This is a genomic window from Salinibacillus aidingensis (assembly GCF_039522525.1).
GTDB classification, from domain to species: Bacteria; Bacillota; Bacilli; order Bacillales; family Alkalibacillaceae; genus Salinibacillus; species Salinibacillus aidingensis.
In genome coordinates this window covers 203,034-226,441 of record NZ_BAAADO010000005.1, presented here as the reverse complement: position 1 = coordinate 226,441, position 23,408 = coordinate 203,034, and the positions used below count along the sequence as shown (strand labels likewise).

Annotated in this window: 25 protein-coding genes; 10 read left to right on the top strand and 15 right to left on the bottom strand. The window is 41.6% G+C overall.

Features of this window, described 5'->3' with window-relative positions; genetic code table 11:
• Positions 1-32: 32 nt before the first annotated feature.
• From ABD006_RS13510 to ABD006_RS13465, 10 genes are all read right to left on the bottom strand, one after another.
• A complete protein-coding gene (locus ABD006_RS13510) occupies positions 33-668 on the bottom strand; it encodes a response regulator transcription factor (RefSeq protein ID WP_343842052.1) in 636 nt (211 codons plus the stop codon).
• Positions 658-1,677 (bottom strand): sensor histidine kinase, encoded by a 1,020-nt coding sequence (locus ABD006_RS13505; RefSeq protein WP_343842049.1) that lies wholly within the window; start codon positions 1,675-1,677, stop codon positions 658-660. Before ABD006_RS13505 ends, ABD006_RS13510 begins: the two co-directional genes overlap by 11 nt.
• Before the next feature lie 409 nt (positions 1,678-2,086).
• Positions 2,087-2,716 carry a hypothetical protein gene (locus tag ABD006_RS13500; RefSeq protein WP_343842046.1) on the bottom strand — a complete coding sequence of 210 codons (630 nt, stop codon included), beginning with the start codon at positions 2,714-2,716 and terminating at the stop codon, positions 2,087-2,089.
• On the bottom strand, positions 2,713-3,300 hold the full coding sequence (locus ABD006_RS13495) for a PilN domain-containing protein (RefSeq protein WP_343842043.1): 588 nt from the start codon (positions 3,298-3,300) through the stop codon (positions 2,713-2,715). The genes ABD006_RS13500 and ABD006_RS13495 overlap by 4 nt, the downstream gene beginning before the upstream one ends.
• Positions 3,300-4,283, bottom strand: coding sequence for a type IV pilus biogenesis protein PilM (gene pilM / locus ABD006_RS13490; protein WP_343842040.1), 984 nt, complete (start codon positions 4,281-4,283; stop codon positions 3,300-3,302). Before pilM ends, ABD006_RS13495 begins: the two co-directional genes overlap by 1 nt.
• Before the next feature lie 21 nt (positions 4,284-4,304).
• Entirely contained in the window at positions 4,305-5,063 is a 759-nt protein-coding gene (locus ABD006_RS13485; protein ID WP_343842037.1) for a prepilin peptidase, read from the bottom strand.
• A 69-nt stretch (positions 5,064-5,132) separates the two neighbouring features.
• Complete coding sequence (locus tag ABD006_RS13480) at positions 5,133-5,582, bottom strand: prepilin-type N-terminal cleavage/methylation domain-containing protein (protein WP_343842035.1); 450 nt, start codon at positions 5,580-5,582, stop codon at positions 5,133-5,135.
• Positions 5,583-5,645: 63 nt separating this feature from the next.
• The gene (locus tag ABD006_RS13475; protein WP_343842032.1) at positions 5,646-6,857 is read right to left on the bottom strand and encodes a type II secretion system F family protein; all 1,212 of its coding nucleotides are present in this window, start codon (positions 6,855-6,857) and stop codon (positions 5,646-5,648) included.
• A complete protein-coding gene (locus ABD006_RS13470) occupies positions 6,841-7,893 on the bottom strand; it encodes a type IV pilus twitching motility protein PilT (RefSeq protein ID WP_343842030.1) in 1,053 nt (350 codons plus the stop codon). Before ABD006_RS13470 ends, ABD006_RS13475 begins: the two co-directional genes overlap by 17 nt.
• A gap of 10 nt (positions 7,894-7,903) precedes the next feature.
• A complete protein-coding gene (locus ABD006_RS13465) occupies positions 7,904-9,541 on the bottom strand; it encodes a GspE/PulE family protein (protein ID WP_343842216.1) in 1,638 nt (545 codons plus the stop codon).
• Positions 9,542-10,087: 546 nt separating this feature from the next.
• Between ABD006_RS13465 and ABD006_RS13460 the strand changes: the two genes are divergently transcribed.
• From ABD006_RS13460 to ABD006_RS13415, 10 genes are all read left to right on the top strand, one after another.
• Complete coding sequence (locus ABD006_RS13460; RefSeq protein ID WP_343842027.1) at positions 10,088-10,543, top strand: type IV pilus modification PilV family protein; 456 nt, start codon at positions 10,088-10,090, stop codon at positions 10,541-10,543.
• Positions 10,540-11,028, top strand: a complete 489-nt coding sequence (locus ABD006_RS13455) for a PulJ/GspJ family protein (protein WP_343842025.1) — start codon at positions 10,540-10,542, stop codon at positions 11,026-11,028. The genes ABD006_RS13460 and ABD006_RS13455 overlap by 4 nt, the downstream gene beginning before the upstream one ends.
• Positions 11,028-12,791, top strand: a complete 1,764-nt coding sequence (locus tag ABD006_RS13450; protein WP_343842023.1) for a hypothetical protein — start codon at positions 11,028-11,030, stop codon at positions 12,789-12,791. Before ABD006_RS13455 ends, ABD006_RS13450 begins: the two co-directional genes overlap by 1 nt.
• A 142-nt stretch (positions 12,792-12,933) precedes the next feature.
• The gene (locus ABD006_RS13445) at positions 12,934-13,365 is read left to right on the top strand and encodes a type IV pilus modification PilV family protein (RefSeq protein ID WP_343842022.1); all 432 of its coding nucleotides are present in this window, start codon (positions 12,934-12,936) and stop codon (positions 13,363-13,365) included.
• Positions 13,366-13,797, top strand: a complete 432-nt coding sequence (locus ABD006_RS13440; RefSeq protein WP_343842020.1) for a prepilin-type N-terminal cleavage/methylation domain-containing protein — start codon at positions 13,366-13,368, stop codon at positions 13,795-13,797.
• Between the two features lie 9 nt (positions 13,798-13,806).
• Entirely contained in the window at positions 13,807-15,216 is a 1,410-nt protein-coding gene (locus tag ABD006_RS13435; protein WP_343842017.1) for a DUF7305 domain-containing protein, read from the top strand.
• A 140-nt stretch (positions 15,217-15,356) separates the two neighbouring features.
• Positions 15,357-16,490 carry a zinc-dependent alcohol dehydrogenase gene (locus ABD006_RS13430; protein ID WP_343842014.1) on the top strand — a complete coding sequence of 378 codons (1,134 nt, stop codon included), beginning with the start codon at positions 15,357-15,359 and terminating at the stop codon, positions 16,488-16,490.
• Between the two features lie 756 nt (positions 16,491-17,246).
• A complete protein-coding gene (locus ABD006_RS13425) occupies positions 17,247-17,510 on the top strand; it encodes a hypothetical protein (protein WP_343842012.1) in 264 nt (87 codons plus the stop codon).
• Between the two features lie 68 nt (positions 17,511-17,578).
• Positions 17,579-18,052: a hypothetical protein gene (locus ABD006_RS13420; protein WP_343842009.1), complete on the top strand. Its 474-nt coding sequence runs from the start codon at positions 17,579-17,581 to the stop codon at positions 18,050-18,052.
• Between the two features lie 185 nt (positions 18,053-18,237).
• Entirely contained in the window at positions 18,238-18,885 is a 648-nt protein-coding gene (locus ABD006_RS13415; protein WP_343842007.1) for a glycoside hydrolase domain-containing protein, read from the top strand.
• A 47-nt stretch (positions 18,886-18,932) separates the two neighbouring features.
• On the opposite strand, the gene pepV is transcribed toward ABD006_RS13415, so the two are convergent.
• The 5 genes from pepV to ABD006_RS13390 form a co-directional block, all read right to left on the bottom strand.
• Positions 18,933-20,336: a dipeptidase PepV gene (gene pepV / locus ABD006_RS13410; RefSeq protein WP_343842005.1), complete on the bottom strand. Its 1,404-nt coding sequence runs from the start codon at positions 20,334-20,336 to the stop codon at positions 18,933-18,935.
• A gap of 34 nt (positions 20,337-20,370) precedes the next feature.
• Positions 20,371-21,183: a hypothetical protein gene (locus ABD006_RS13405; protein ID WP_343842002.1), complete on the bottom strand. Its 813-nt coding sequence runs from the start codon at positions 21,181-21,183 to the stop codon at positions 20,371-20,373.
• 150 nt (positions 21,184-21,333) lie between these two features.
• Entirely contained in the window at positions 21,334-21,852 is a 519-nt protein-coding gene (locus ABD006_RS13400) for a TlpA family protein disulfide reductase (protein ID WP_343842000.1), read from the bottom strand.
• 18 nt (positions 21,853-21,870) lie between these two features.
• Positions 21,871-22,608 carry a cytochrome c biogenesis CcdA family protein gene (locus tag ABD006_RS13395; RefSeq protein ID WP_343841997.1) on the bottom strand — a complete coding sequence of 246 codons (738 nt, stop codon included), beginning with the start codon at positions 22,606-22,608 and terminating at the stop codon, positions 21,871-21,873.
• Positions 22,605-23,255 (bottom strand): hypothetical protein, encoded by a 651-nt coding sequence (locus tag ABD006_RS13390; protein ID WP_343841995.1) that lies wholly within the window; start codon positions 23,253-23,255, stop codon positions 22,605-22,607. Before ABD006_RS13390 ends, ABD006_RS13395 begins: the two co-directional genes overlap by 4 nt.
• Positions 23,256-23,408: the final 153 nt, after the last annotated feature.

Below are 23,408 nucleotides of genomic sequence, written 5' to 3'. Positions count from 1 at the left end.
GTCCCCACATGCTTTAAAGCGGTAAAGCAATCCTAAGCCAAATCGTTCTTTACGGCGAAAATGGCGAGCTGCGTCCGGTCTCTCAGTTCGAGCTTATGAAGGGATTGGGTGATATGATTTTTAACCGTTCCGACCGATAAATAGAGTTCATTGGCAATTTCTTTATTTGTTTTGCCCTCCCCTACAAGGCGGGTAATGGCAAGTTCCCTCGGAGATAGGGGAAGTTCGCGGGGTTCAATTGTAGATTTTTTCAGCAGACGTGGCATCATTTTGGCTGCCACTTCATCATGGATAGTCATCCCGCCATTTAAACAGCTATGTATTGCCTGTAGTAATTTTTCTGGTTCAGCCGTTTTTAGCAAAAACCCGTCAGCTCCCTCCCTTAGAGACTGCTCTGCATATTCCTCATCATTGAAGGTCGTCAACATTAATACATAAACATTTGGATAGCGTTTTTTAATATGATGAGTTGCCTCAATTCCGTTCATCACTGGCAGACGAATATCCATAATCACTAAATCAATCATATGCTCATCCATTTTCCGAAGTGCTGCTTCCCCATTTTCAGCCTCGGCAGTTACTACCAGTGACTCGTCCTGTTCAATCATCATTTTCAACCCACTACGGACAATACTCTGATCTTCCACCAGCAATACGTTATAACGCATCCATGTTCTCCTCCCTCAACGGCAAAGTCCCAGCCACAACAAATTCGTTATCATTCTGGTAAACATGTAATTGACCGTCCAGTTCTTCCACTCGCTTTTTCATATTCTTTAAACCAAATCCCCATTCCCAAGGTTTATCTTCATGCACTCTATTTTTAACTGTGAAGGCCAAATCCTCTGCCGCATTTAATGCCAGCACAACCCGTATTTCACGTGAATACGCATGTCGCATAGCATTGGTTAATGACTCCTGTAAAACCCGATACAATGCAATATTCTGGTCATTTGTTAAATGTGCAGACAGAACTCCCTGTTTTAATGTGAAATCTAAGTGAATATGACTTTCTGCTTCCAATTTACGAATCAGCTGCAACACAGAAGAGATGCCCTCTGTCTCCTCGGCCTGGAGGGTCTTCACCGCATGTCTGGTTTCTTCCAAACTATCAGAAGCCAACTGCTTTAGTTCCTCGTATTCCGGTCTTCTTTCCTGCATCATAAGCACCTGCAGTCTCATGAGCAACGCCGTTAACTTATGACCAACTGAATCGTGGATATTCCGAGCAATTTTCGTTCGCTCCTCCAGCCTTGCCGCCCGCTCAGATTCATGAGTCTGCCTTTTTAATTTACGGTACTCACTGACCAGCTTTTCGTACATCTCCTGCTGTTCTGCCTTCTCTATCTGTATTTCATTCCACTTTAAGACAGGATAGCTTATGGCTATGGCTAATAGAATCCATGCTATATGAAACTGATTATGTAAATAAAATGACAGCATCGCCAATCCCAATTGAAAGAAAAAATAGATTCGAAATGACTTCAAAGACAAATCTATGATACTATTGATGACTAAAAAAAATCCATTGAGCATAAAATATGGATTTAAAACAGCACCATTTTGCCATCCTAAACCAACGATAAGAAATGACATGACCATATACATGATTAGTGGTTGTTTAACGAGAGGAATAAAAAAATAAACCAGGAAAAATAGACTATATATACCTAACATGAGGGCTGATAGACGATTTCCCTGATATTCATAAAAAAGTGCTAAGGCAGCAAATATGAGCAGAGGTAAAAACGAATACCAAAACCGGCGCAACGACAATCCCCACTTCCAATTATGGATTTCAATAACAGCAATGATGAAATCTCATCAGCCATTACCATTCATCTTCTTAATTAGCCGGAGCTGGAATCGATACTTCCGGCTGTTGATTTCTTAGACCATCTAATCCTTCATGATAATATGCATGTATCTTCAATTGAAATTCAATGTTCCCTTCAGAAGGCTGAGAAAAAGCAAATTGTTCCCAAAGGTTGGGACTGTCCCCACATGCTTTAAAGCACTAAAGCACACATTCCACGAAAAGACTGATTTTCAATGCTTCGTCTGGCATTAAAAATCAGTCTCATCCTTACTGTAAAGGATTTTGTTTAGCAGCACTTTCCGGAATATCGATTGATGGCTGAGTTCCACGGAGTCCATCGAGTCCTTCACGATAGAACGTATTTATGACCAGTTGATACTGGATTGCCTCATCCTGCTCCCCGGGACTGGAAAATGTAAATTGGTCAACAGATAAAATCCGTTCACTGTTTTCCAGAAAGTCGATAAACCCAATCATATCATCATAGGATGGGGACTGAACTTCAAGATGAAAGGTAATGCCCTGCAGGTTTTCACCCGCACCTTCAACCGGGAGTTCTGCCGTACCATTGGAGCTGATATCATAGCTTGACACCACGCTGCCTGTTTCTGACTGGGCATCATAAATAATCGAAAATACCTGCTCATAAAAGGGTTTTAAGGGTAGCTGACGCTGTAATTCAACAGAGTCAGCGGTAAGATCCATATTCTCTACCTCTTCAAGCCGGCTCTCCAGTGTTTCCATCAGCCTCGTCTCATGTTCAAGGGAGTCCTGCGTCTCTCTCTGCTCTCCCTGTAATGGACGAATTTGGAAAAGGTATGCCCACACCACTCCAATAAGGAAAATCCCGATTAATAGAATGGCGACAAGTCTTTTCGTTCTTGATAATGAACTCATTCGCTCCCCTCCCTTAAAGAATCCCGTTTGAGGACAATGTCATATTGAGCTAAATAAGAGGGTGGCTGGTCAAGGCCGTTAGCTGCAGTTCCGCCGCCTCCGTCCAGCTGGGCCTCATCACTGCTTACGATTGAAAGACTTGCGGAGGTGATCCAATCCTGTTGATTTAAATGATAGAGGTAATGGGATGCATCCACATCCTCCTGAACCAGTACCTGTAATACCACACGGTCACCCGTATACTCATAGGAATCAAAATATCCGTTTTCAGGCAACAGCTCACTGAGTTGTGTAATGATTAAATCACTATCAATGGGATAACTGCTCAAACTCGTAACCGAAGACTCAAGTGATTGTAAATCCTGATAACCAGAGTTACTCATTTCCCCCTGCAGATCTGCCCGAATGGTTTTCATTTCACTTAGAGCAGATTCGGTACGTTCAATATCGTTTTTTATAAGAGTCGTTAAAAGAAAAACAACAGCAATTAAAAGAACAATAAGGCCTATCATACTGATGACAAACCACTGAAATCCTTTGCTTTTTTGTTCACGTTTTTGGAGTAAATTGATTTCGACTAACATCACATACCCTCTTTCAAAGCCAGACCTATAACATTATAAAACGAACTGCCCATCTTCATATCTTTGGATCCCTGAACATCCTCCGGCGATAAAATATCAATCGGAATATTTAGCCTGTCCTTCACCTCATGGAACAAATCTTCCAAGTACGGATGATCACCTGTCAGTAAGATACGGGTAACCTCCTGATCCCCGTTATGCAGGGAATATTGATAAAATCGCCGCAAGCGTTCCATTTCGGTATAGATTTCCTCAAATGCGGCGTGAACCTTTTCGGAATCAAAATGCTCCCGGGTTAACGGCTCGTCCTGATTCACAGGTGTAACCTTCCATGTATCCTCAGGGTAGGAAACATCCACTTCCTGCATAAACACCGGCTTATGCTGTTCAAAAATACTGTTCGTGACAGACTTTACATTAAACTGAGCCAGCATGAAAATATCCTCTTCATTCGTTTTCTTAAAATGATGGAAAAGCCTATATTGACAAAGGGAGGAAACATCAGCAACAACCGGATCTGTGTTTTCATCCTTGAAATAATCATAGTACATATCCACTGTCTCCTCCGATGAAGCAACAATCAGAACCTTTTTGACTCCCTCCTGAACGCCGAGCGATACGGCTTCAACAATCGGATTATCAAAGGGCAAATGAATGCTGTGTCCCAGTTCAAAATATATGTGACCCGTAAGTTCATCATCGGCAATCTCAGGGGATACATCTACGGTGCGGATAATAACCGAGGAATCAGGCACTATAAACCGGATTTGTTTGTTCTTCAACTGCCATTTTTCCATACATTGCTTCAGAACCTTCGCAAATGCTTCATCATTAATAATCTGACCATTCTCAATGACACCACTTGGAATATAATGCTCTTTACACTGGGTGAGCACAAGGGGGTTGCTGCTTTTGATCTCAGCATAGCGAATGACGTAATCCTGAATCTCAATATTCGCGATTTTTTTGTTTTTGCCTAACACCATATCCTTCACCTAATTCTATTAATATTGTAGAAAGAAACAGAAGTACCAATCGATAAGACGACTGCCATAAAAATAGGCAATCAGGCTTCCTGCCATAATGAAGGGCCCAAAAGGAACGGGCTTTTTCCGTTGCACCTTTCCTGCCGCTATTCCAATCAGCCCGACTACAGCCCCTATTAATGAAGAAAGAAAGATAGCCACAAGCAGATTTGAGAATCCAAGGGCGACACCTAAAACGGCAAATAATTTAATATCTCCTCCACCCATTCCGCCTTTACTTACCAGAGCGATCAACAGCAGAAGCACAAACCCTGTAAGAAAACCGAGCAAGGGATCGTACCATGTATGTAAATGAATGAATGCTCGTTCAATTCCTAGAAGAATAATAAAAATGATAAGTACTTTATTGGGAATAAGCATGTATGCCAAATCGCTGACGGTGATGATTAATAAAAGTGAAATGAGTGTAAAAGCTACGATAATTTCCGGATCAAATCCAAAGATATAAAAAGAAAAAGCCAATAATCCCCCACTAAGAAGTTCTATGGCCGGGTAAATGGGTGAGATTTTTTGTGAACAGCTTGAGCATTTCCCCTTCTGCCACACATAGGACAGGACAGGGATTAATTCCTTCCAGGTTAATGTGTGATGGCAATGGGGACAGGCTGATCTCGGTCTTACTATCGATTGCTTTTCGGGTACACGTAAACCGACTACATTAAAGAATGAGCCTAAAATGAGTCCGAGAATAAATAGGTACAGGTAGATTAGCCACAATGTTTTCAGTCCTCTGGTTTAGATTTGGGGAAGTGCAGCTTATAAAAATAAGCCACACTATAAAATAATTTATCCATTAGTATTATTCGGAATTGTTGTAGCATCGTCCCCACTTTCATCGTCATTAATCTCCTGTTTTGTAGCACCGTCAAAACTTAGTGTAGTATTTCCAGCCTGAACATCAACTGTTATTGTGATAGGTTGAGCTGATAAATTAACTTCTGCATCATTAAAATCATCATTACTTAGTTCAAGGTAGCCTTGTGTTTCTAACTCTGAAGCCTTAACCGTTGTATCAGTTCCATCATCTGCTGAGGCAGGATTAACTTCCATCTTATACAACTGTGCTGCCTCTAATATTTGTAACGCATCAGACTTCACACCATCTTCCCTTGAATTCTGAATAATATTCCCAATCGCCGGTATCGCAATTGCTGCAATAATCGCAATAATCACAATAACCGCCAATAGCTCAATCAGCGTAAAACCTTTTTCCTTCTTCAACGTCTTTTTTAACATACAGGTATTTCCCCCTTATTTTTATTTAATCTGTGAGCGTGTGGACTCACAATCGTAACCGAATTAGTTAACGTTTTGAAACATCTCGAACATCGGTACCATAATGGACAATACAATAAAACCGACCACTCCTGCGAGCAATATAATCATCAGTGGTTCAATTAATGACTTCATCTGGTCGGTTGCGGTTTCAACTTCTGATTCGTAAAAGTCGGCGATGCGGCCAAGCATCTGGTCTAACGATCCGGTTTGTTCGCCGACGGTAATCATTTGGGTTACAAGCGGCGGGAATGCCCAGTGGTCTGCCATCGGGTCCGATAACGACCTGCCCCGCTCCAGGGTTGTCCTGGATTCCCGCAGTACTTTAGCTATGACCTGGTTCTCGATGACTTTTTCCGTTAAGCGCATGGCTTCGAGAATAGGAACTGAGTTTTTCAGCAGTGAGCTTAACGTTCTCGACATGCGCGCCAGGATAGATTTTCTCATCAACTTCCCAAATATCGGCAGCTTTAACAGAATAGAATCCAGGTAAATTTTCGTTTCCTTATTTTGTCTAATCAATAATATGGATACGATAAAAGCTAATAATAGCAAAACAAGAATGTACCAGTATTGAACCATCCAGTCACTTGTCGCGATAACAAACTGAGTAATGGCCGGTACCTCTCCCCCGAATTGATCGAACATATTAACGAATGTTGGAACAATGCTTATTAATAGAAAAATGACAACACCTGTAGCCAGCAAACCGACAACGATCGGATAGGATAATGCCGATTTCACTTTTTCCTTCGTCTTATGCTGTTTCTCAAAGTAATCTGCCATTTCTTCCAGCGTTTCTTCCAGGGAGCCACTTACCTCTCCCGCGTGAATCATATTGGTAAACAAAGCGGAAAAAACTTTCGTGTGCTTCTGAAATGATGCAGATAAGGAGTTCCCTTCCCTTAAATCATTTTCAACCTGGGCCAGTGTTTTCCTTAACACCTTGCTTTCGGTCTGTTCAATTAAAATTCTGACCGAATCCACAATGGTGACCCCTGCTTTGATTAAGGTGGCAAATTGCCGTAAGAAGATGACAAAATCAGAGAGCTTAACAGGATTGCCAATGTAAATATCGGTATTCCATATGGTCTGTTTTTTCTCCTGAACCTCTAAAGCCCGTAATCCACGCTCCCGCAAAATGGAGCGAACGGATTGCTTCGTTTCTGCCTGTATAACACCTGATTTTTTGTTCCCCTGCCGATCACGAGCCACATAACTAAATTGTTGAGCCATAGCGATTCTCCCCTAGATAACCTTGTACGCTTTCATAAGCGACAAGCTGTCTTTTTAACAAGGATTGAATGTTCATCTCTAAGGTGTGCATGCCTGCATCTCGTGATGTCTGCATAATATTGGGCAACTGATGAATCTTTTGATTGCGAATCAGACTGCTGACCGCTGAATTCTGAACCATAATTTCTGTTGCAGCAATTCGACCATTCCCGGATTTTAATGGGAACAAACGCTGGGAAATGATAGCCTTCAGCACAGATGAAAGCTGATAGCGAATCTGGCCCTGCTGAGCTGCGGGAAAAACATCGACGATCCGTTCAATTGTACTGGGCGCACTATTTGTATGCAATGTACCCAGGACTAAATGTCCGGTTTCCGCCGCTGTAATTGCAGTCGAAATGGTTTCTAAATCCCGCATTTCTCCAACGAAGATGACATCCGGATCCTGCCGCAGCGAAGCACGCAATCCTGTTGCAAAGTTTTGAGTATCCTGCCCAATTTGCCGCTGATCCACAATCGATTTTTTATGATAATGAATATACTCGATGGGATCCTCCAGCGTAATGATATGCTTCTGTGCGTGCTGATTAATGGAATCAATCATAGATGCCAGTGTTGTTGTTTTCCCACTGCCTGTTGGACCGGTCACTAGGATGAGTCCCTGAGGCTTGGACACAATTTTTTCTAAAATGGATGGTAAACGTAATTCCTCAATAGTGGGAATTTTGCCGGGTATCAGACGAATGGCAATGGAAATCCCTTCCCGCTGCTTGTACGCATTCACTCTGCACCTCAGTACTCCCTCTACTTCATAGGAAAAATCAACCTCCCCATCCTGCTGAAACTGCCTCTTAAGGGAGTCGGTAAACATGGATTGGGTAACGACCGCTAAATCCTGTGCTGTATAAGGCCGTTCTTCTGTGATTTTCAACTTCCCATGTACACGAAATACAGGTGGAAGGCCAACAGTCAGATGCACATCTGATGCAAATTCCTGATTTGCCTTTTGCAGTAAATCATCTAGGCTGTAACTCACGGTAGACCTCCTAATCCAGAGCTACCCGGAGAATTTCTTCTGTAGTAGTAACTCCATTTTTCACTTTTTCCAAACCATCTTCCACTAAAAACTTTAAGCCATTTTTGACGGCTATTTCTCTGATTTTCATAGATGATTCATCATTTAAAAGCGCCTGCTTGATCTCATCATCAATTTCAAGCACTTCATGAATGGCTGTACGTCCTTTATAGCCTGTCATATTACAGGTCGAACAGCCTTTGCCATAATACACCTTGTCCATGGAATAGCCATACTTTGAAAAAATCTGCTGTTCCCGGACGGTTGCCTCTCTTTCCATGGAACAGTCCCGGCAGATCTTGCGGACAAGCCTTTGAGAGACAACTCCATTTAAGGAGGAGGCAAGTAAAAATACTTCAACCCCCATGTCCTTCAGGCGGTTGATCGTACCGAGGGAATCATTGGTATGCAGTGTACTGAATACCAGGTGACCGGTAATCGAAGCACGAACAGCCATATCTGCGGTTTCCCGGTCCCGAATTTCCCCAATCATGATAATATTAGGGTCCTGGCGTAAAATGGCTCGCAGTCCTCTGGCAAAGGTCAGGCCTACATTCGGATTGACTTGAATCTGGTTAATCCCTTCTACCTGATACTCTACAGGGTCTTCAATGGTAATGATGTTGATTTCTTCATCATTTAATTGGCTAAGTGCCGAATACATAGTCGATGATTTACCCGAACCGGTCGGACCTGTTAACAGAACAATCCCGTGAGGCTGCTGGATCAGCTTTTTAAACTTATCAAGATTTTCCTCTTCAAACCCGATTTGGCTGATATCATTCTGTGCCATGCTTAAATCCAGCAGACGAATAACAACTTTCTCCCCATATACCGTCGGAAGGGTACTAATCCGCAAGTCCATTTCACGGTGATCAAGACTGAGCTTGGTTCTTCCATCCTGAGGAACGCGGTGCTCCGTAATATCAAGGTTTGCCATAATTTTAATTCTTGTAATTAAGGAGCCTTGAACATGTTTAGGAAGACTTCTTTCGGTGCGGAGTGCACCATCCACCCGAAAACGTACCAGTACTTTGGTTTCCATACAGTCAATATGTATATCACTGGCCCGCTGCACGGCTGCCTGTTGCAGAATCTGATTCACAAAATGGACGATAGGTGAATCTTCGTCCTCTATATCCTCCTGGTCCTCAGGCTCTGTCTCCAACTGTGCCGGAATTCCGGTTAGATCATCCACATCATAATACTTACTGATGTTACGGATAATCTCATCCTTTGTCGCTATTAATGGCTCAATACTGAATCCTGTTGAAAGGCGTAAATCATTAATGACAAAGTAGTCCATTGGATCAGCCATGGCAACATACAGCTTATTTCCTTCTTTTTTCAAAGGCATAACTAGATGACGTTTGGCAAATTCCTTGGAAACCATTCTGAACAGGGATGTGTCAAAGGGGTAATTGTAAAGGGTTACTCTTGGTATCCCTAATTGAAACTCCAGAACTTCAATCAGCTGAAGTTCCGTTACATAGCCCTTTTGTACCAGGATATCTCCCAGCTTCTGATTTTGTGTTTTTTCCTCCAGTGCCTGATCAAGCTGTTCCTGTGTAATAATTTCACTTTCAACTAACAGATCACCTAAACGCATATTTCTTTTAATGGCCACATGCATACCTCCAAACACCATCTAAAGTCCTATACATGTTCAAATACTTAATGATAATTACCGACTTCATAATACATTATACAGTAAAGTTCTTGTACAAATTAGGGAAATTCTTTGAAGAATGTTTAATTTTTCTAGTTTGTGGTAGATATAAACTAGTGATTTACTCTTGCAGAATGAGGTTGGATTAGTAGTTTTTTAGGAAGTTTTTACATAATTTATATTTTTTAACTATTATAGTACTATTGTTCAGCTTAAAAAACAACCTTTCCCCACTATTTTTTAATTTTTATTGCAGAATATTCAAAAATTTTTGAATATATGGTAACATCATATCAAGAATTGTAATATTTATCCTTAAATAGTCTATTTCTGTTATCCATTTCCGAAACAAACGAACTCCTGATTTACTCCTAATCTCGTTTTCAGACAAGATTTTTTGTTCCATCATGTTCATCTAAGAAAACACAGACTGAATAGAGAAAACCTGTGTTGAATAAATGCACATACGAATGGAGCTGAATACCTATGCCACTGAAAGAAGAAAAGGGCTTAACATTAGTAGAAGTTTTAGCCGGCATTGTCATCCTTTCTATCATCCTTCTATCTGTCGGAAGTTTTTTCATTAATGGGACAAAGTACTCCAACGCTTCCGAGCAGAAACTATCGAACGCCTACATAGCTAATAACATTCTCAACGAGTATAAACAATTAAGCTTTAAGGAACTTCATAACTGTCTTGGAGAGGACCACCTTGTCGATATCAAAGCCATCCTGAATATCCCGTCGGAAGAACAACCAGCCCTAAATGGGTTAGAAGCATCACTGACCATCTCTGAACATTCCTTAAAAAATCGCGTCGTTATTTTATCTGTTGAAATAGAAAATCGAAACAGTGATATTAATGATCACTATGAGATGAAAAGATATGTTAAAAGTGAAGGAGCCGTCTCCCCCAGTGAAGGTGGTGCATGCTCGATATGAGGAATGAACGAGGAGTTACGCTGGTGGAAGTCCTGGCTGTGTTAGCTCTTTCCAGTATCGTTCTTATAGGGGTTTACAGTTTTACCTCTTCTATGCTTAAAGCCGATGAAAGAACCAGTACAGCTACCGATATCCGTAACGAAGTCATCCTGATTACCGAACAGTTAAATCAGTTCTTTGTAAATACGGATAGTGTGAATATTTCAAGCGATAAGCCACTGCAATTTAAAGTCTTAAAACAAAAGTCCACAATTGATGAATCAGGTAAGGTAAAGCAAACAAACGCTGAGGCAGAATTTAAATATCAAAACGAAAATATTTATATCGATGGCAAACGTATCAATTCTGAATCCTACCAAATCACTGAGCCAGAGCTTATCAATCAAAATAAAAATTCTCATCTTCGTTTTACCGTTCAGCATCAAGAAAAAACGCACGTTACAAAGGACGTTAACCTGATTTACTCCACAGGAGGGGAAAATTGATGTTGAATAAGGGGAATCGTGAAAGCGGATATGTTCTGGTGTCTGTCCTGATGATTTTTTTATTTTTAACCTTACTTTCCACTGTTTTAATGGCTAAAGTCTTACAATCAAATAAATTTGTTGCCGTTGCGGAAAACAATATAGAAGAAAAGGTTGCCGCTGAAAATATTATCAAGGAAGCAACAGCATGGTTAGAGAAAGAGATACAGGGATTAAATGATTCCTCTGTTCACAGGTCAAGCGTAGTACAGGAAATTGAAGACACATTAAATGAACTGAAAACCAAATATCCAGTGGAAGTAAACGATAATATGATAAGCAATGATCTGAGTGGTTCAGGCAATGCAGTTATGAATGTGACCATTACTGCATCTGAAGGAGACACAAAATACACAACTGAATATACAATATCAACTTTGGCAGAGGTATTTAAGTATGCATCCGTTACACCAGGCAATCTATCCCTTAATGGTGCATCTTATATCAAAGGGGATTTATATGTAGGCGATGAGTTTCACTCTTCTAATAAAAGTAATTTCATAAGATCCAGTGACGATTACGCTGCGGAAACAAGCTATCCGACTATAGACGGAACCCTGACCATACCTAATGCTTTTAAGTACACGAAAGAGAATACTCAGCACACCCTCACTAATCCTATTACACAGGAAGGAATTGCACCTTATTTTTACAAGGAGGTACCCCAGTTAGTAGAAAGGGAACTGGATGATGAGCCGTTTGATGTTGAACAACTGGTAACGGAGGCTAAATCCCGTTTTGACAATGAGTTCTTAGATGGGGATTATGACACAGAGGTTCTGGAAATTGGTGGTGCCATTATAAATCAGCATATCGTAAAAGAGGGAGACACGCTTTATGATACTTTACAAATCAACTCAGGCAGTTCAGTAACGGTAAAAGGAGATTTATTCGTAAATAACGATTTAATCATGAAAAGTGGATCTGAATTGACTGTCCACGGCGATATTTATGTAAACAACTATGCAGATCCATGCATTGTTCTTCCTCTTATCGGCCAGGTATGCGGAGATGCTGATGATTCTGATGATGAGGGACTTATCAGTCGCACAGAACTAAGTGGTGATTTAACCGTTAACTCCACTATATTTATAAACGGTGCATTTGAAATGAAGAATTTGAATCTCGATGGTGTGGTTTACTCAAATGGGGAAGCCACCATTTCCGAGAGTATTACCATGGCAGGAAATGGATCAACTGTAATTACAAATGATAAAGCAACAGTTGAAGATTTAGACAACAGCAGTGGTGGAACGCTCGTCTTAATGACTGAAGGAGAGCTCAAAGTTCAAAACAATAACTCGTTTCAGGACAACCCAAGAGAAATGAATGCTTTCTTTTATACAAATTCTGACTTGGAAATTTACGGTGTATGGTCCAACATGAAAATCAACGGTGGTTTATACGGACAAAATATTACCTTAAATGCTGTCAAAGGAAAGGTTAAAGGCGTTAAAAAAGATGAAGGCGGAGGGACTTATAACCAGAGTGATTATGATCGTTATGCCTATGATGGTTTATTTGACGAAGGATTTTTAGATACAGTCGACTTTTTAGATCTTTTTAAAGATGTGGTTTACGTCGAAAAGAACCAGGACAGCATCGACTACACAAAATCCCGCCTCCAGATCGACTACAACGAACAATTGATGCTGAGTCCTCCAAAAGGCATCCCAATGGTCAACAACATTAGCCTGAAGAAAATTGACGAAAGATTCGAATAAAATTTGTTTGATTTTGTCGAAATATGTTTTATGATATAGAGAGTTATTCCTAGGGATAACTCTCTTTTTTGTTAGATTTTACGGTTCGTATCTATATCACAAAGGACTGTGACCGAATATGAATACACGCTTTAAGAACAAGATGATAAACGAGCAGGGCGTTACCCTCGTAGAAGTGCTTGTATCCTTTGTCATTTTGTCAATTATACTGGTTTCCCTATTATCTTTTTTCTCCCAGTCAGCCAGGACCAATCAAACGTCAGAGGAAATTCTCGATGCAACCTATATGGCCCAGACACAAATGGAAAAGCTCTATCAATTAAGTAAGGATCATTCTATTGCGCAAGGGATTACCCAATTGAAAGATCACAATTTCGCAAACACGATAGCAAGTGATGGACAAAACTCCTTTCATTTGGAGAAGCAAACCAGCCATTTTTGGATTACAGTTGAGATCAATCAGACCGAAAAAGATATGGATGATTTATATAATGTATTGGTTAAAGTCTATGACCAGGATAAAAAACGACTTGAGGCACAAATGGAAACCATTCTCGCATGGAGGAATGAATAGGTGAACTCCACAAAACATAATGAACAGGGCATGACCCTGGTTGAATTACTTGCCGTCCTCGCCATTATTTCCATCATTTTATTACTTATTGGCGCTGTCCATTTATTTGGGGTGAATCAATATCAGACTCAGTCCGAAGAAGTCAGGACACAGTCAGATATAAGATATGCGGCCAAGGATATAACAAAGGAGATTCGAAGCACAAATCCCGATCAGGTGGTCATCGCCAATAATCAAATTCATATCGGTCACGAAACCACGTACAGACTTGATGGCCAGATCCTAAAAAAGAACAACCGTAAGCTGGCAACGAATATCCGGGAGTTTACGGTTAAACAAAATGGAAGTGAAATTGAACTGCGTTTGATCAGCGTTCCCAATCCACATGGAAATTCCGTATCCATTTCTACTGTGATTTATCTCAGGGAGTAGGTGAAGCCAATGAACGTTTATGACAAAAAACAAACCATCCACAACGAAACAGGTGCTGCTCTCGTCAGTGTGTTAATGGTATTTGTTGTGTTCTTAATATTAGGGGTCAGCCTCTTAGGAACGGTAGCAGGCAATCTTCAGCGAACATCAGGTGAACGCAGCAGCCAAGCCACGTATTACATTGCTGAGGCGGGCATGAATTATAAACTAAAACAATTAAAGCTGAATATTCAGGACGCCTATGAAGATTCCACCTCCTCACCAATATTTTTTAATAAGGTTGAAAAAATCCTGGATGATAAAATATCCGGTGAATTGAAGACATTTGAGCCTTCTTTTGGGGAGCAGCCTGTTGCAACGGTAAAAATTGAAGATTTGGCCAGGGAAGAAAACCATTCTGAACGTAAATATAAAATTTCTTCTACAGGTACAATTGGCAACCAATCAAGAACAGTAGCAACGGTGTTCACGTTAAACTGGCAGGAGAAAAATGAAAGTACGTTTTACATACCAGAGGAAATGGCCTTATTCACAGTGGAACCCTTTACTTTAACGGGAGATGCGTTTATAGAAGGAGATATTGGCACACTTGCCACAGTCGATATAAAAAAAGAAAGCAACCATAAAGGGGAAGTCTTTGAAGATATTCAGCTTGACGAAGATGTAAGTCTTGAAATGCCGCCCTTTCCTTCTGTCCAGGACTATAAAGAACGGGAATTTGATCGTAACCAATCAGAGCTTGCCCTTGATCAGAATTACTCATTCTCTAAAATCAATCTAAAAAGTGACCTTGATATCAATACCCTGAACTCAGATAAACAATTGGTCGTGGAACAGCTGGATTTAAACGGTCATGATATCGAAATTTCAGGTACAGGGAAACTGGACATTTTTATCACTGACGATTTGAATCTCGTTCGTGGCAGACACCATGGATCCGATCGGGGTTCCATCAATACAAATGGAACTACTGAATCGTTAAACATCTACCTTAAAGGTTCTGATAAGAAAATAACCCTTAAAGGAGACCAGGTGATTAATGGTTCTCTATTTGCAGAGGATGCCGATATTAATTTGGAACCCGGAGCCCGGAAAAATAACAGAAACGGGATTCTGGGACACATCTTCAGCGGTGGAGATTCTTTTAATCTGAACGGAAACGCTTCGACTGACTCTAAAATCATTTATATGCCAAATGCCCATTTTGATTTAAGAGGTGGTGGCGGCACTGAGCCCAATATCAAAGGGTCCATTGTTGCAAAATCCATCGGTAAGAGTAAAAATAAATTATCAGGAAACATCCATATTCAATATGGCCTTGATAAAGATGTCCCCCTTCCAGTTGAAACAGGTTCACCCAATGAAGAACCGGACATAAAACAACTATTTAAACGAGAGCCGATACGCGAAGTAAATTAGAATTAGCTTGTTCTCTTATTTAAAGATAGGAGCATTGGACCAAATCCTTTTATGATTTGGTCTTTTTTATGCCTTTATTCAACTGCATATCCCTTCTTTTTCAACAAATACTAGGATTAAAACGATTGGAGGGATAAGCAATGAAAGCCGTAACCTATCAGGGAAGATACAAAGTAGACGTTACAAAAGAACCTGATCCGGAAATCCAGAAGAATGATGATATTATCGTCCGCATTACCTCCACCGCCATTTGCGGTTCGGATCTGCACTTATATCAGGAAAACATGCCCATGCCAGAAGGATATATTATCGGACACGAGCCTATGGGAATTATAGAGGAAATTGGCCCGGATGTTACTGAGGTAAAAAAAGGGGATCGTGTTGTCATCCCTTTTACTGTCGCATGCGGACACTGCCAATACTGCAATGATGGCCTTGTTGCCCAATGTGATCACTCCAATCCCCACTATGACAGTGGCGGTTATTTCGGATACTCCGAAAAGTTCGGGAATTACCCGGGAGGTCAGGCTGAATACTTACGCGTCCCTTTTGGAAACTTCACCCCTTTTGTCATTCCGGAAGAAAATGAAATGGAGGATGAATCCCTGCTCTTTTTATCCGATGTCCTCCCCACCGCTTACTGGAGTGTAGAAAATTCAGGAATGAAGCCAGGAGATACTGCTATTGTCCTGGGATGCGGTCCCATCGGTTTAATGGCACAGAAATTTGCCTGGCAGAAAGGGGCAGAACGGGTCATAGCCGTGGATTATCTCCCCTACCGATTAGATCACGCGAAAAAAATCAACAATGTGGAAACCTTTAACTTTGCCGAGGATAAAGATACCGGGGAAACGCTGAAAGAAATGACCAAGGGTGGCGCTGATGTCGTAATTGACTGTGTCGGCATGGATGGAAAAAAATCCCCGATTGAGTTCATTGAACAAAAGCTCAAGCTTCAGGGCGGAACTCTTGGACCAATCCAAATAGCCACCAAAGCAGTCAAGAAAACCGGAACCGTCCAGCTCACCGGTGTTTACGGCGGATTATATAACATGTTTCCGCTTGGACCGTTTTTCACACGAAATGTGACCATTAAAACCGGACAGGCCCATGCCCGGACCTATATGCCGGAGCTCTATAAACAAATCGTCAATGAAGAGTTTGACCCAACAGAAATTATTACCCATAAACTGCCGCTGGATGACGCCGCCCATGGTTATAATATTTTTAACGGGAAGGATGACGACTGTATTAAGGTTGTGCTGAAGCCCTAGTTCCGGATAATCGCGGTGTTTGGACGGATTTTCGGTATTATGGCAGCCATTCATCATAAAAATTGATTCTTTTACCCCGTGGAATCAATTAAGTTTAGTCATTTAACCATCAGTTTGGATGGAATATCCGTCTCCAGGCGGTGAGTATCAGTCTAATGGGGACGGGTTTCCGTAATGGTTATTGAGGGCTGGGCTGCTGATGCCGGGTATCAATCGGATCGGGATGGGTATCCGCCGATTTGATTGAGGAATCGGTCTATTTGAGGCAGATTCCCGTCGATTGACTGATTCAATCCGTCAATTCTTTGCCGGTATCCGTCACACACCCGGGTATCCGCCAAAAATTCCTGGATTCACGTCTGTTCTCCGGTTTAATCAGTCCGTTTGAGACGTTTATCCACCAATTCACGTGAGAAGTCAATCAAAACCCAGCTAATATCCGTCAACTGCACTGCATCCAGTCTATTGATGCCGGAATCAAGCCGATTCCGGCCATATATCAACTGATTCGATTATTTTATCCGTCTAATTAACCAATATATCAGTTAAATCAGCCAAAGAATCAGTATCGAAGTGTCCACGGCACCGGTATCCAGCACCCCCATTCCAGGTCCCAGCCAACAATATGCATCACACAACCATTATTTCCCCTTCAGAAACCACATAAGCAACTCTTTCATATACATATAAAGACGGCTGCAAAAGCTGCTCTTTATAAAAATTCATCTTTTATAATTTTGAAGGGGGCTCATCTGCATGAATGAGGATTTGTTTCAAAGCTATGAGATCAAAGAGCGGAATGGAAAGCTGGTGATTATCCTCGAGCTCAATCCACAGATGGAGGAGTTTGCCGCTGAGCCTGGTCTGGTCACTCATCATCAAATCGGATCCCTGGAAGATGAGGCTCGTCAGTATATTGAAGAGAAATTTCCGATGATTGAAGATGCAGTCGTATCAGTTGTTGCAGAGGACATTCCGCTGCTGACCTTTCCCCTGCATGAAGTTCATCAAAATTCCTGAAATGGACATAATTTCTGTTGTACTGCCCAAACTAAGAAATAATCGTTTTATACTTAGGAGGCCGTATGTTGAAAAAAATAATTGCAGTGTGGATGAGTTTCTTAATGATATTCGCTGGTTCTGCAACTATACTGGCAGAAGAAAAATCTTATAAATATTTTGGTGTGGGAGATGCCGAAATCAGTGAAATAGCTGAGCATACTTATCATGTAAATACACAAGGGGCCAAACAGGATGAAGGATTTGTGTTTACCCCGAAAGAAATTAATGGAGGAAAGCAGATTACCTTTCAGCTTGAGCTTAAAGGTAAAGGAGAAATGCTGATACGTATTTCGGAAACGGATGTCGCGGGAAAATTCATTAAGGAAACCATCAGTGACCCGATCAAATTGACGGACAACTGGAAAAAGGCCCAGCGTAACCTAATGCTTTCACCCAATACAGCTGAAGTTGATATCATGGTCCTGACGAATCGCAAACAGCAGGCCGCCTTTCAATTTAAAAATGTAGTGGTCAATGAACATGATAAACCTACCTTATAGTATTGCCGAAAAGAAAGCCCCTCAGGTTCACAGGTAATGCCTGTATCCTGAGGGGACTTTTTGTGTCTTCCTTTCCATCGATTTGTCTCCAAATCCAGGATAAAACCATATACATAGGAATGAAACCAAATGTGCTAACCCCTGCCCTTTTATAAGGAAAAATTTATCAAGTGAGGAGTGAAACCATGAGCTATCTGTGGGGAGTGGATTCCTCCACGAATGTGACCGAAGATTTATATCGTTGTGTTTTAAATAATTACGGTAAACCAGACTATTGGGGCCGTTACCTGACCACCGTACCTAATGCTTCGGAAGGTTTAACACAGGAAGAAATTGAGCTGCTCCTTAACAGCGGTACAAAGGTCATGCCGATTTATAATAAGTTCCGTGAAGCAAGAGGGAATCGGCAGGGACGTGTCATTGCTCAAAATGCCGCCTTTCATGCCAGACGATTGGGCGTCCCTAAAGGTACTGTGCTCTTTGCCAATGTGGAGCGATTTTTTGAGGTTGATGAAGCATGGATCAGAGGATACGTAGATGCCATGCGTCCGACGGGATATCGCCCCGGCTTTTATCATGACCCTGAGACAGGCAATTTCAGCAATGCTTTTTGCTCAGCTAAAACCAGCAATTCCGAGGTATCCAATCAGTCTGTATTATGGAGTGCTGAACCAGAAGCAGGCGCTACGGGGCGGACAGAAGCTCCCGCCTTTAATCCCGCAAAGCCGCCCTGTGATGCCAACGTATGGGCCTGGCAATATGGACGGGACGCTTCTGCATGTCCCATTGATACGAACTTAATTGATGAACGAGTGTTTCAGATGCTTTGGTAAACATAAGACCAGACTCCGCACCAGAGTTAAGAGCAGAGCCTGGTCTGTTATTTTGCCAGCTCATAGATGGCCCGTGCGTATATAGCTGTAGCCTTTAGTAAATCTTCTATCTCAATATATTCATCTGTCTGATGGGCTGTCATTTCCTTTCCAGGGAAAGAAGCTCCATAAGCTACCCCTTCTTCCATGAAACGGGCATAGGTGCCACCCCCCGTTGTAAGAAGTACTGGATTTCCCCCTGTTTCCTCCTGATAAGCCTTTTGCAGAGCTTTAATCATTGGGTTATCCTCAGGTACATGATGAGGGCTGGATTCTCTGTAATCCTGCATCACCATTCCTTTTTGATAAAGTGCCATATTTAAGTCCTGCTGGATGGACTCATATTCTGCAGTCACCGGACAGCGGATGTTTAAATGGACAAAATTCTGGTTTGAATCAAAAGAAATCAGGCCAGGATTAACAGTAAGCGGACCTGTAATTTTATCTTTAAAAGCAATCCTCAGCCCTTCTCCTTCAAAATCCTTATGCAAATCCGCAACAAAATTCAAGAAGGTTCGTGCATCGGCCTGCATATTCATCGATGTTAAGAACGCAGCCAATGTCGTTCCTGCATTCACCCCAGTCTGCGGTGCCATACCATGAGCAGATATGCCATATAGGATCAGTTTCAACTGATCGCCTTCTTCGCTGTATTCATACGCAAGTCCCTGTTTCCGGGAGAATGTGAAAAAGTCTTTTTTTATCTGCCCATATGACCCTTTGAGTACCGCTGTAGCCTTTCCAGGAACCATATTAGCACGATCCCCGGCCTTAAAGGAGACAAGCTGAATATCGGACTGATCACTTCCTGAGTCACGATTATCTGCGACGGACACTCGCACATTCATCTGACCCTTTTCAGCATGGATAATTGGAAAATCTGCATCTGGAGCAAAACCGATTTTTGGCATATCTTCATGTTCTTTATAATATTTCATACAGCTCATACCGCTTTCTTCATCCGTACCAAAAATGATACGTACGTTTTTACGTAGGGGAAGACCAAGTTCCTTCACAATTTTCAAACCATAAAAAGCAGCCATTGTAGGTCCCTTATCGTCAATGGCTCCTCGTGCATAAAGCCTGCCATCCCTGATTTCCGGTTCAAACGGAGGACTTGTCCAATCCCCTGTTGCCGGCACTACATCGACGTGGCACAGAATCCCAATCGTGTCAGCATCCACATCTCCCAGCTGTCCATGACCTGCATAGCCGTCAAGATTTTTGGTAATAAGACCAGCCTCATCAGATAAATCCAAAACGTAATGCAGTGCCTCGCCCACATTTGTACCCATAGGCTGATCGTCTGTTTTAGTTTCCAGGTCTTTGACACTTTCAATTCTTAATAAGCCTTTCAGATCCTCCAGTAACTGAGCTTTTCTTTTATGTACTTCTTCATACCATTTTGTCATGTTTGTCACCTCTTGTTATGATATTATGCCTGCCTTATTCTCCCCGCTCAGCCTTCAACTCAAAATAAACCAGACTATAAGCCACAAAAAAGATTAGTGATACCAATAGACTTGTAATATCCAGCATGAAAATTGGCAGTATTCCATTTCCAAATAGAAAACCGGCAATAAACTCAACAAACAGATTGATGAGCAGTGTGATTAGAAAAACTACAATGTACAAGCCCATAAGCGGCCACACACGTCCCTCTGTAAAGTCCCAGCTCTTGGAAAAACCAGGTGCGGTGTCTCCAAATACCACCTTAATCAGATAAAAACTCCATCTGGTAAGCCAGTACCCCAGTAAGATGGCAAAACCTATAAAGGCCAGAATTGCAATTATGACGCCAAGAACGCCAAACATCATGATAGGAAGCAAGAAGACAATCACTAATCCTGTGAACATCAGAATAAATAATAAATGGCTGCCAAAAATCGGCCAAAAGCGATTGAGTGCCTGTTTGATGACAGCAGAAACCGTAAAGGACTCGCCATTTCGAATGTGATTCACAGCAAAAATAACAGCACCATAAGCAATCGGTAACAGAACCATTGTACTTACCAGACCTGTAACGGTAAGCCAGGCATTACCTTCCTCAAGTGGCGCTGGTGTACTTGTCGAAAGAAGGGATTCATACCAGGTTGTATTTAGCGATTCCCCGCCTGTAAACGACACCCCTATGGAACCCATAATGATAGCATCGATAACGTACATAGGTGCTACTAAAATAAGATAAATTCCAAACAGTTTCGGGAAGTTATCTTTAATCATTGCAAAAGTATTCTTCAAAATATTTACATCATTCACAAAAAATCCTCCCATGTAATTTCCAATAATTTCTTAACCCTTATTCTATCACTATATCCATATATTTTAAAAACCACCTAATAAAAAAATATGCTGAACATCATGACTCCATGACGTCCAGCATCAGTTCCTGTTATCAACTCTTGTCCATTATTTCATTTTCTCAAACTGCTGCATAATCTGTTCCTCATTTAATGGTCCGGTATGCTTATAGGAGATAATCCCTTCCGAATCAATGAAGAAAGAAGTTGGGATCGATCCAATCTGATAGGCTGAGCCGGTTTCTCCTTCCACATCTAATAGAACCGGGAATGTTAATTGAAACTCATCCACAAAGTCCGGAATATCCTGTCTCTTTGTTTCCTGGGTCGTTAAGTTAACGGCTAATATATTGACATCATTCTTTTCATACATGTTCTGCATGGCCGGCATCTCACTTCGGCAGGGTCCGCACCAGGATGCCCAGAAGTTTACCATGACAGGCTCTCCCCGATAGTCTGAAAGTTTTTCTGTCTTTCCTGTTAAAGTCGTTAGTTCAAAATCCGGAGCCTGGTCATCCACGTTTGTTCCGACGTCCGCTTCAGCCTCCTGATTGGACTGGATGACAAAATCGTACACCGCCCAGAAAAACAGTCCGGCAACCACAACCAAAATGATGGCTTTTCTCATTGCTAAACCCCTCCATTCCTAACCTAAGTTTGAAAACCACGTTCCTTCAACCAGTTTGAGTAAATAAGCAGAAATACGGGACATTTGACCGGTGAAAAGGAGCAATCCCATGGCAACCATAATGGCTCCCCCTGCCTTCATAATCCGTTCACTGTACCGTACCAGCCATCTTGCTGAACCGATGAAAAAGGTTAATACTAAAAACGGAATCGCAAAGCCAATTACATAAAAGAGGGTGTAAAAAGCTCCCTGCGCAGGATTGCTGGCAGCTACGACTAAAATCGAAGCGAAAATCGGTCCGATACAGGGGGTCCAGCCTGCCGCAAAGCCCACTCCTACAAAAACCGTCCCTAAATATCCGACCCGCTTTTTCGAAAACTGCATCCGCTTTTCCTTCATGAGATTTTTAATGGTCAGCCAGCCGCCGACAAACAATCCCATGATAATAATAAATATCCCTGCGATACGCTGAATAAACAGCCCTGTTTCACCTGTCAGCATTCCCTGGATCCATTGTCCAAGGAAGGAAACGCCAATCCCCAGTCCGATAAAAACAAGCGACACACCAAATAAGAAAAATACAGAATGAATCAGTAATTTTGAACGGATTTTGGCTGTTTTTTGTCCCTCTAACTCCTTTATACTTATTCCGGTAATGTAGGATAAATACATCGGGAAAATCGGAAGTGTACAAGGAGAAAGGAAGGAAAGTGCCCCTGCTCCAAGGGCAAGCCACAGTGTAACATCTCCTGTCATGATTTCACCCTCTCCCTTCTATTAATGACTGCAACAAAAAGCATGGCAATAGCTATCAGCAGAAAGAACCACCAGTCAATGGAATAACCGAAAACCGTGGTAAATGGCCGATTTATCGCAAATAAAAGCTGCCCCATGCTCCATATAAAAACGATTATTGGCATAAGCCGCATCGACGGCATTCGATCATGCAGAGCGACCATTCCTGATAATAAAACAAATAGCAGCGGTAAGTAGGGCCAGGAATAGGTATCTTCATTCCAGGTCAATTGCAAGAATTCATACACGAATGATGCGCTGAAAAAGGTATAGAAAAAGACCTCCATAACCTTAAATGGATCCAATTGCCCTCTTTTTGTCTGAACGAAAATGTGAATCAGTATAAACACAACAGCTAAATAAAAGGCCTGTGAATTACCTGGAATGGCCAGGATGGCAATAGGATCTTTGAAGAAAATATCCATATGTACGATGATTTTTCCCACCCAGATGTAAATGACAAAATCAATAAGCAGTGAGGTCAGCACTGAAATCTGGTTCTTCTTTTCAGTCTTTTCCTGACTGCTGATGAAATAAAAGAAGATAAAGCCTGCGAGAAAGCTCATAATCATCATCGCTATCGATTCCATAACGGCTGTTGCTGCCATTTCCTTTCCTCCTATCAGTGTACAAGACATCTACAGTTATTCTATTTGATTCGTGTGAAAGTTTGATGAAAGTTGCTTAACAATTTTTGAATATATGTGAACCTTTTTTGAACAAATCACCGGACTATATCTATATTTTCCCCGAAAAAAAGG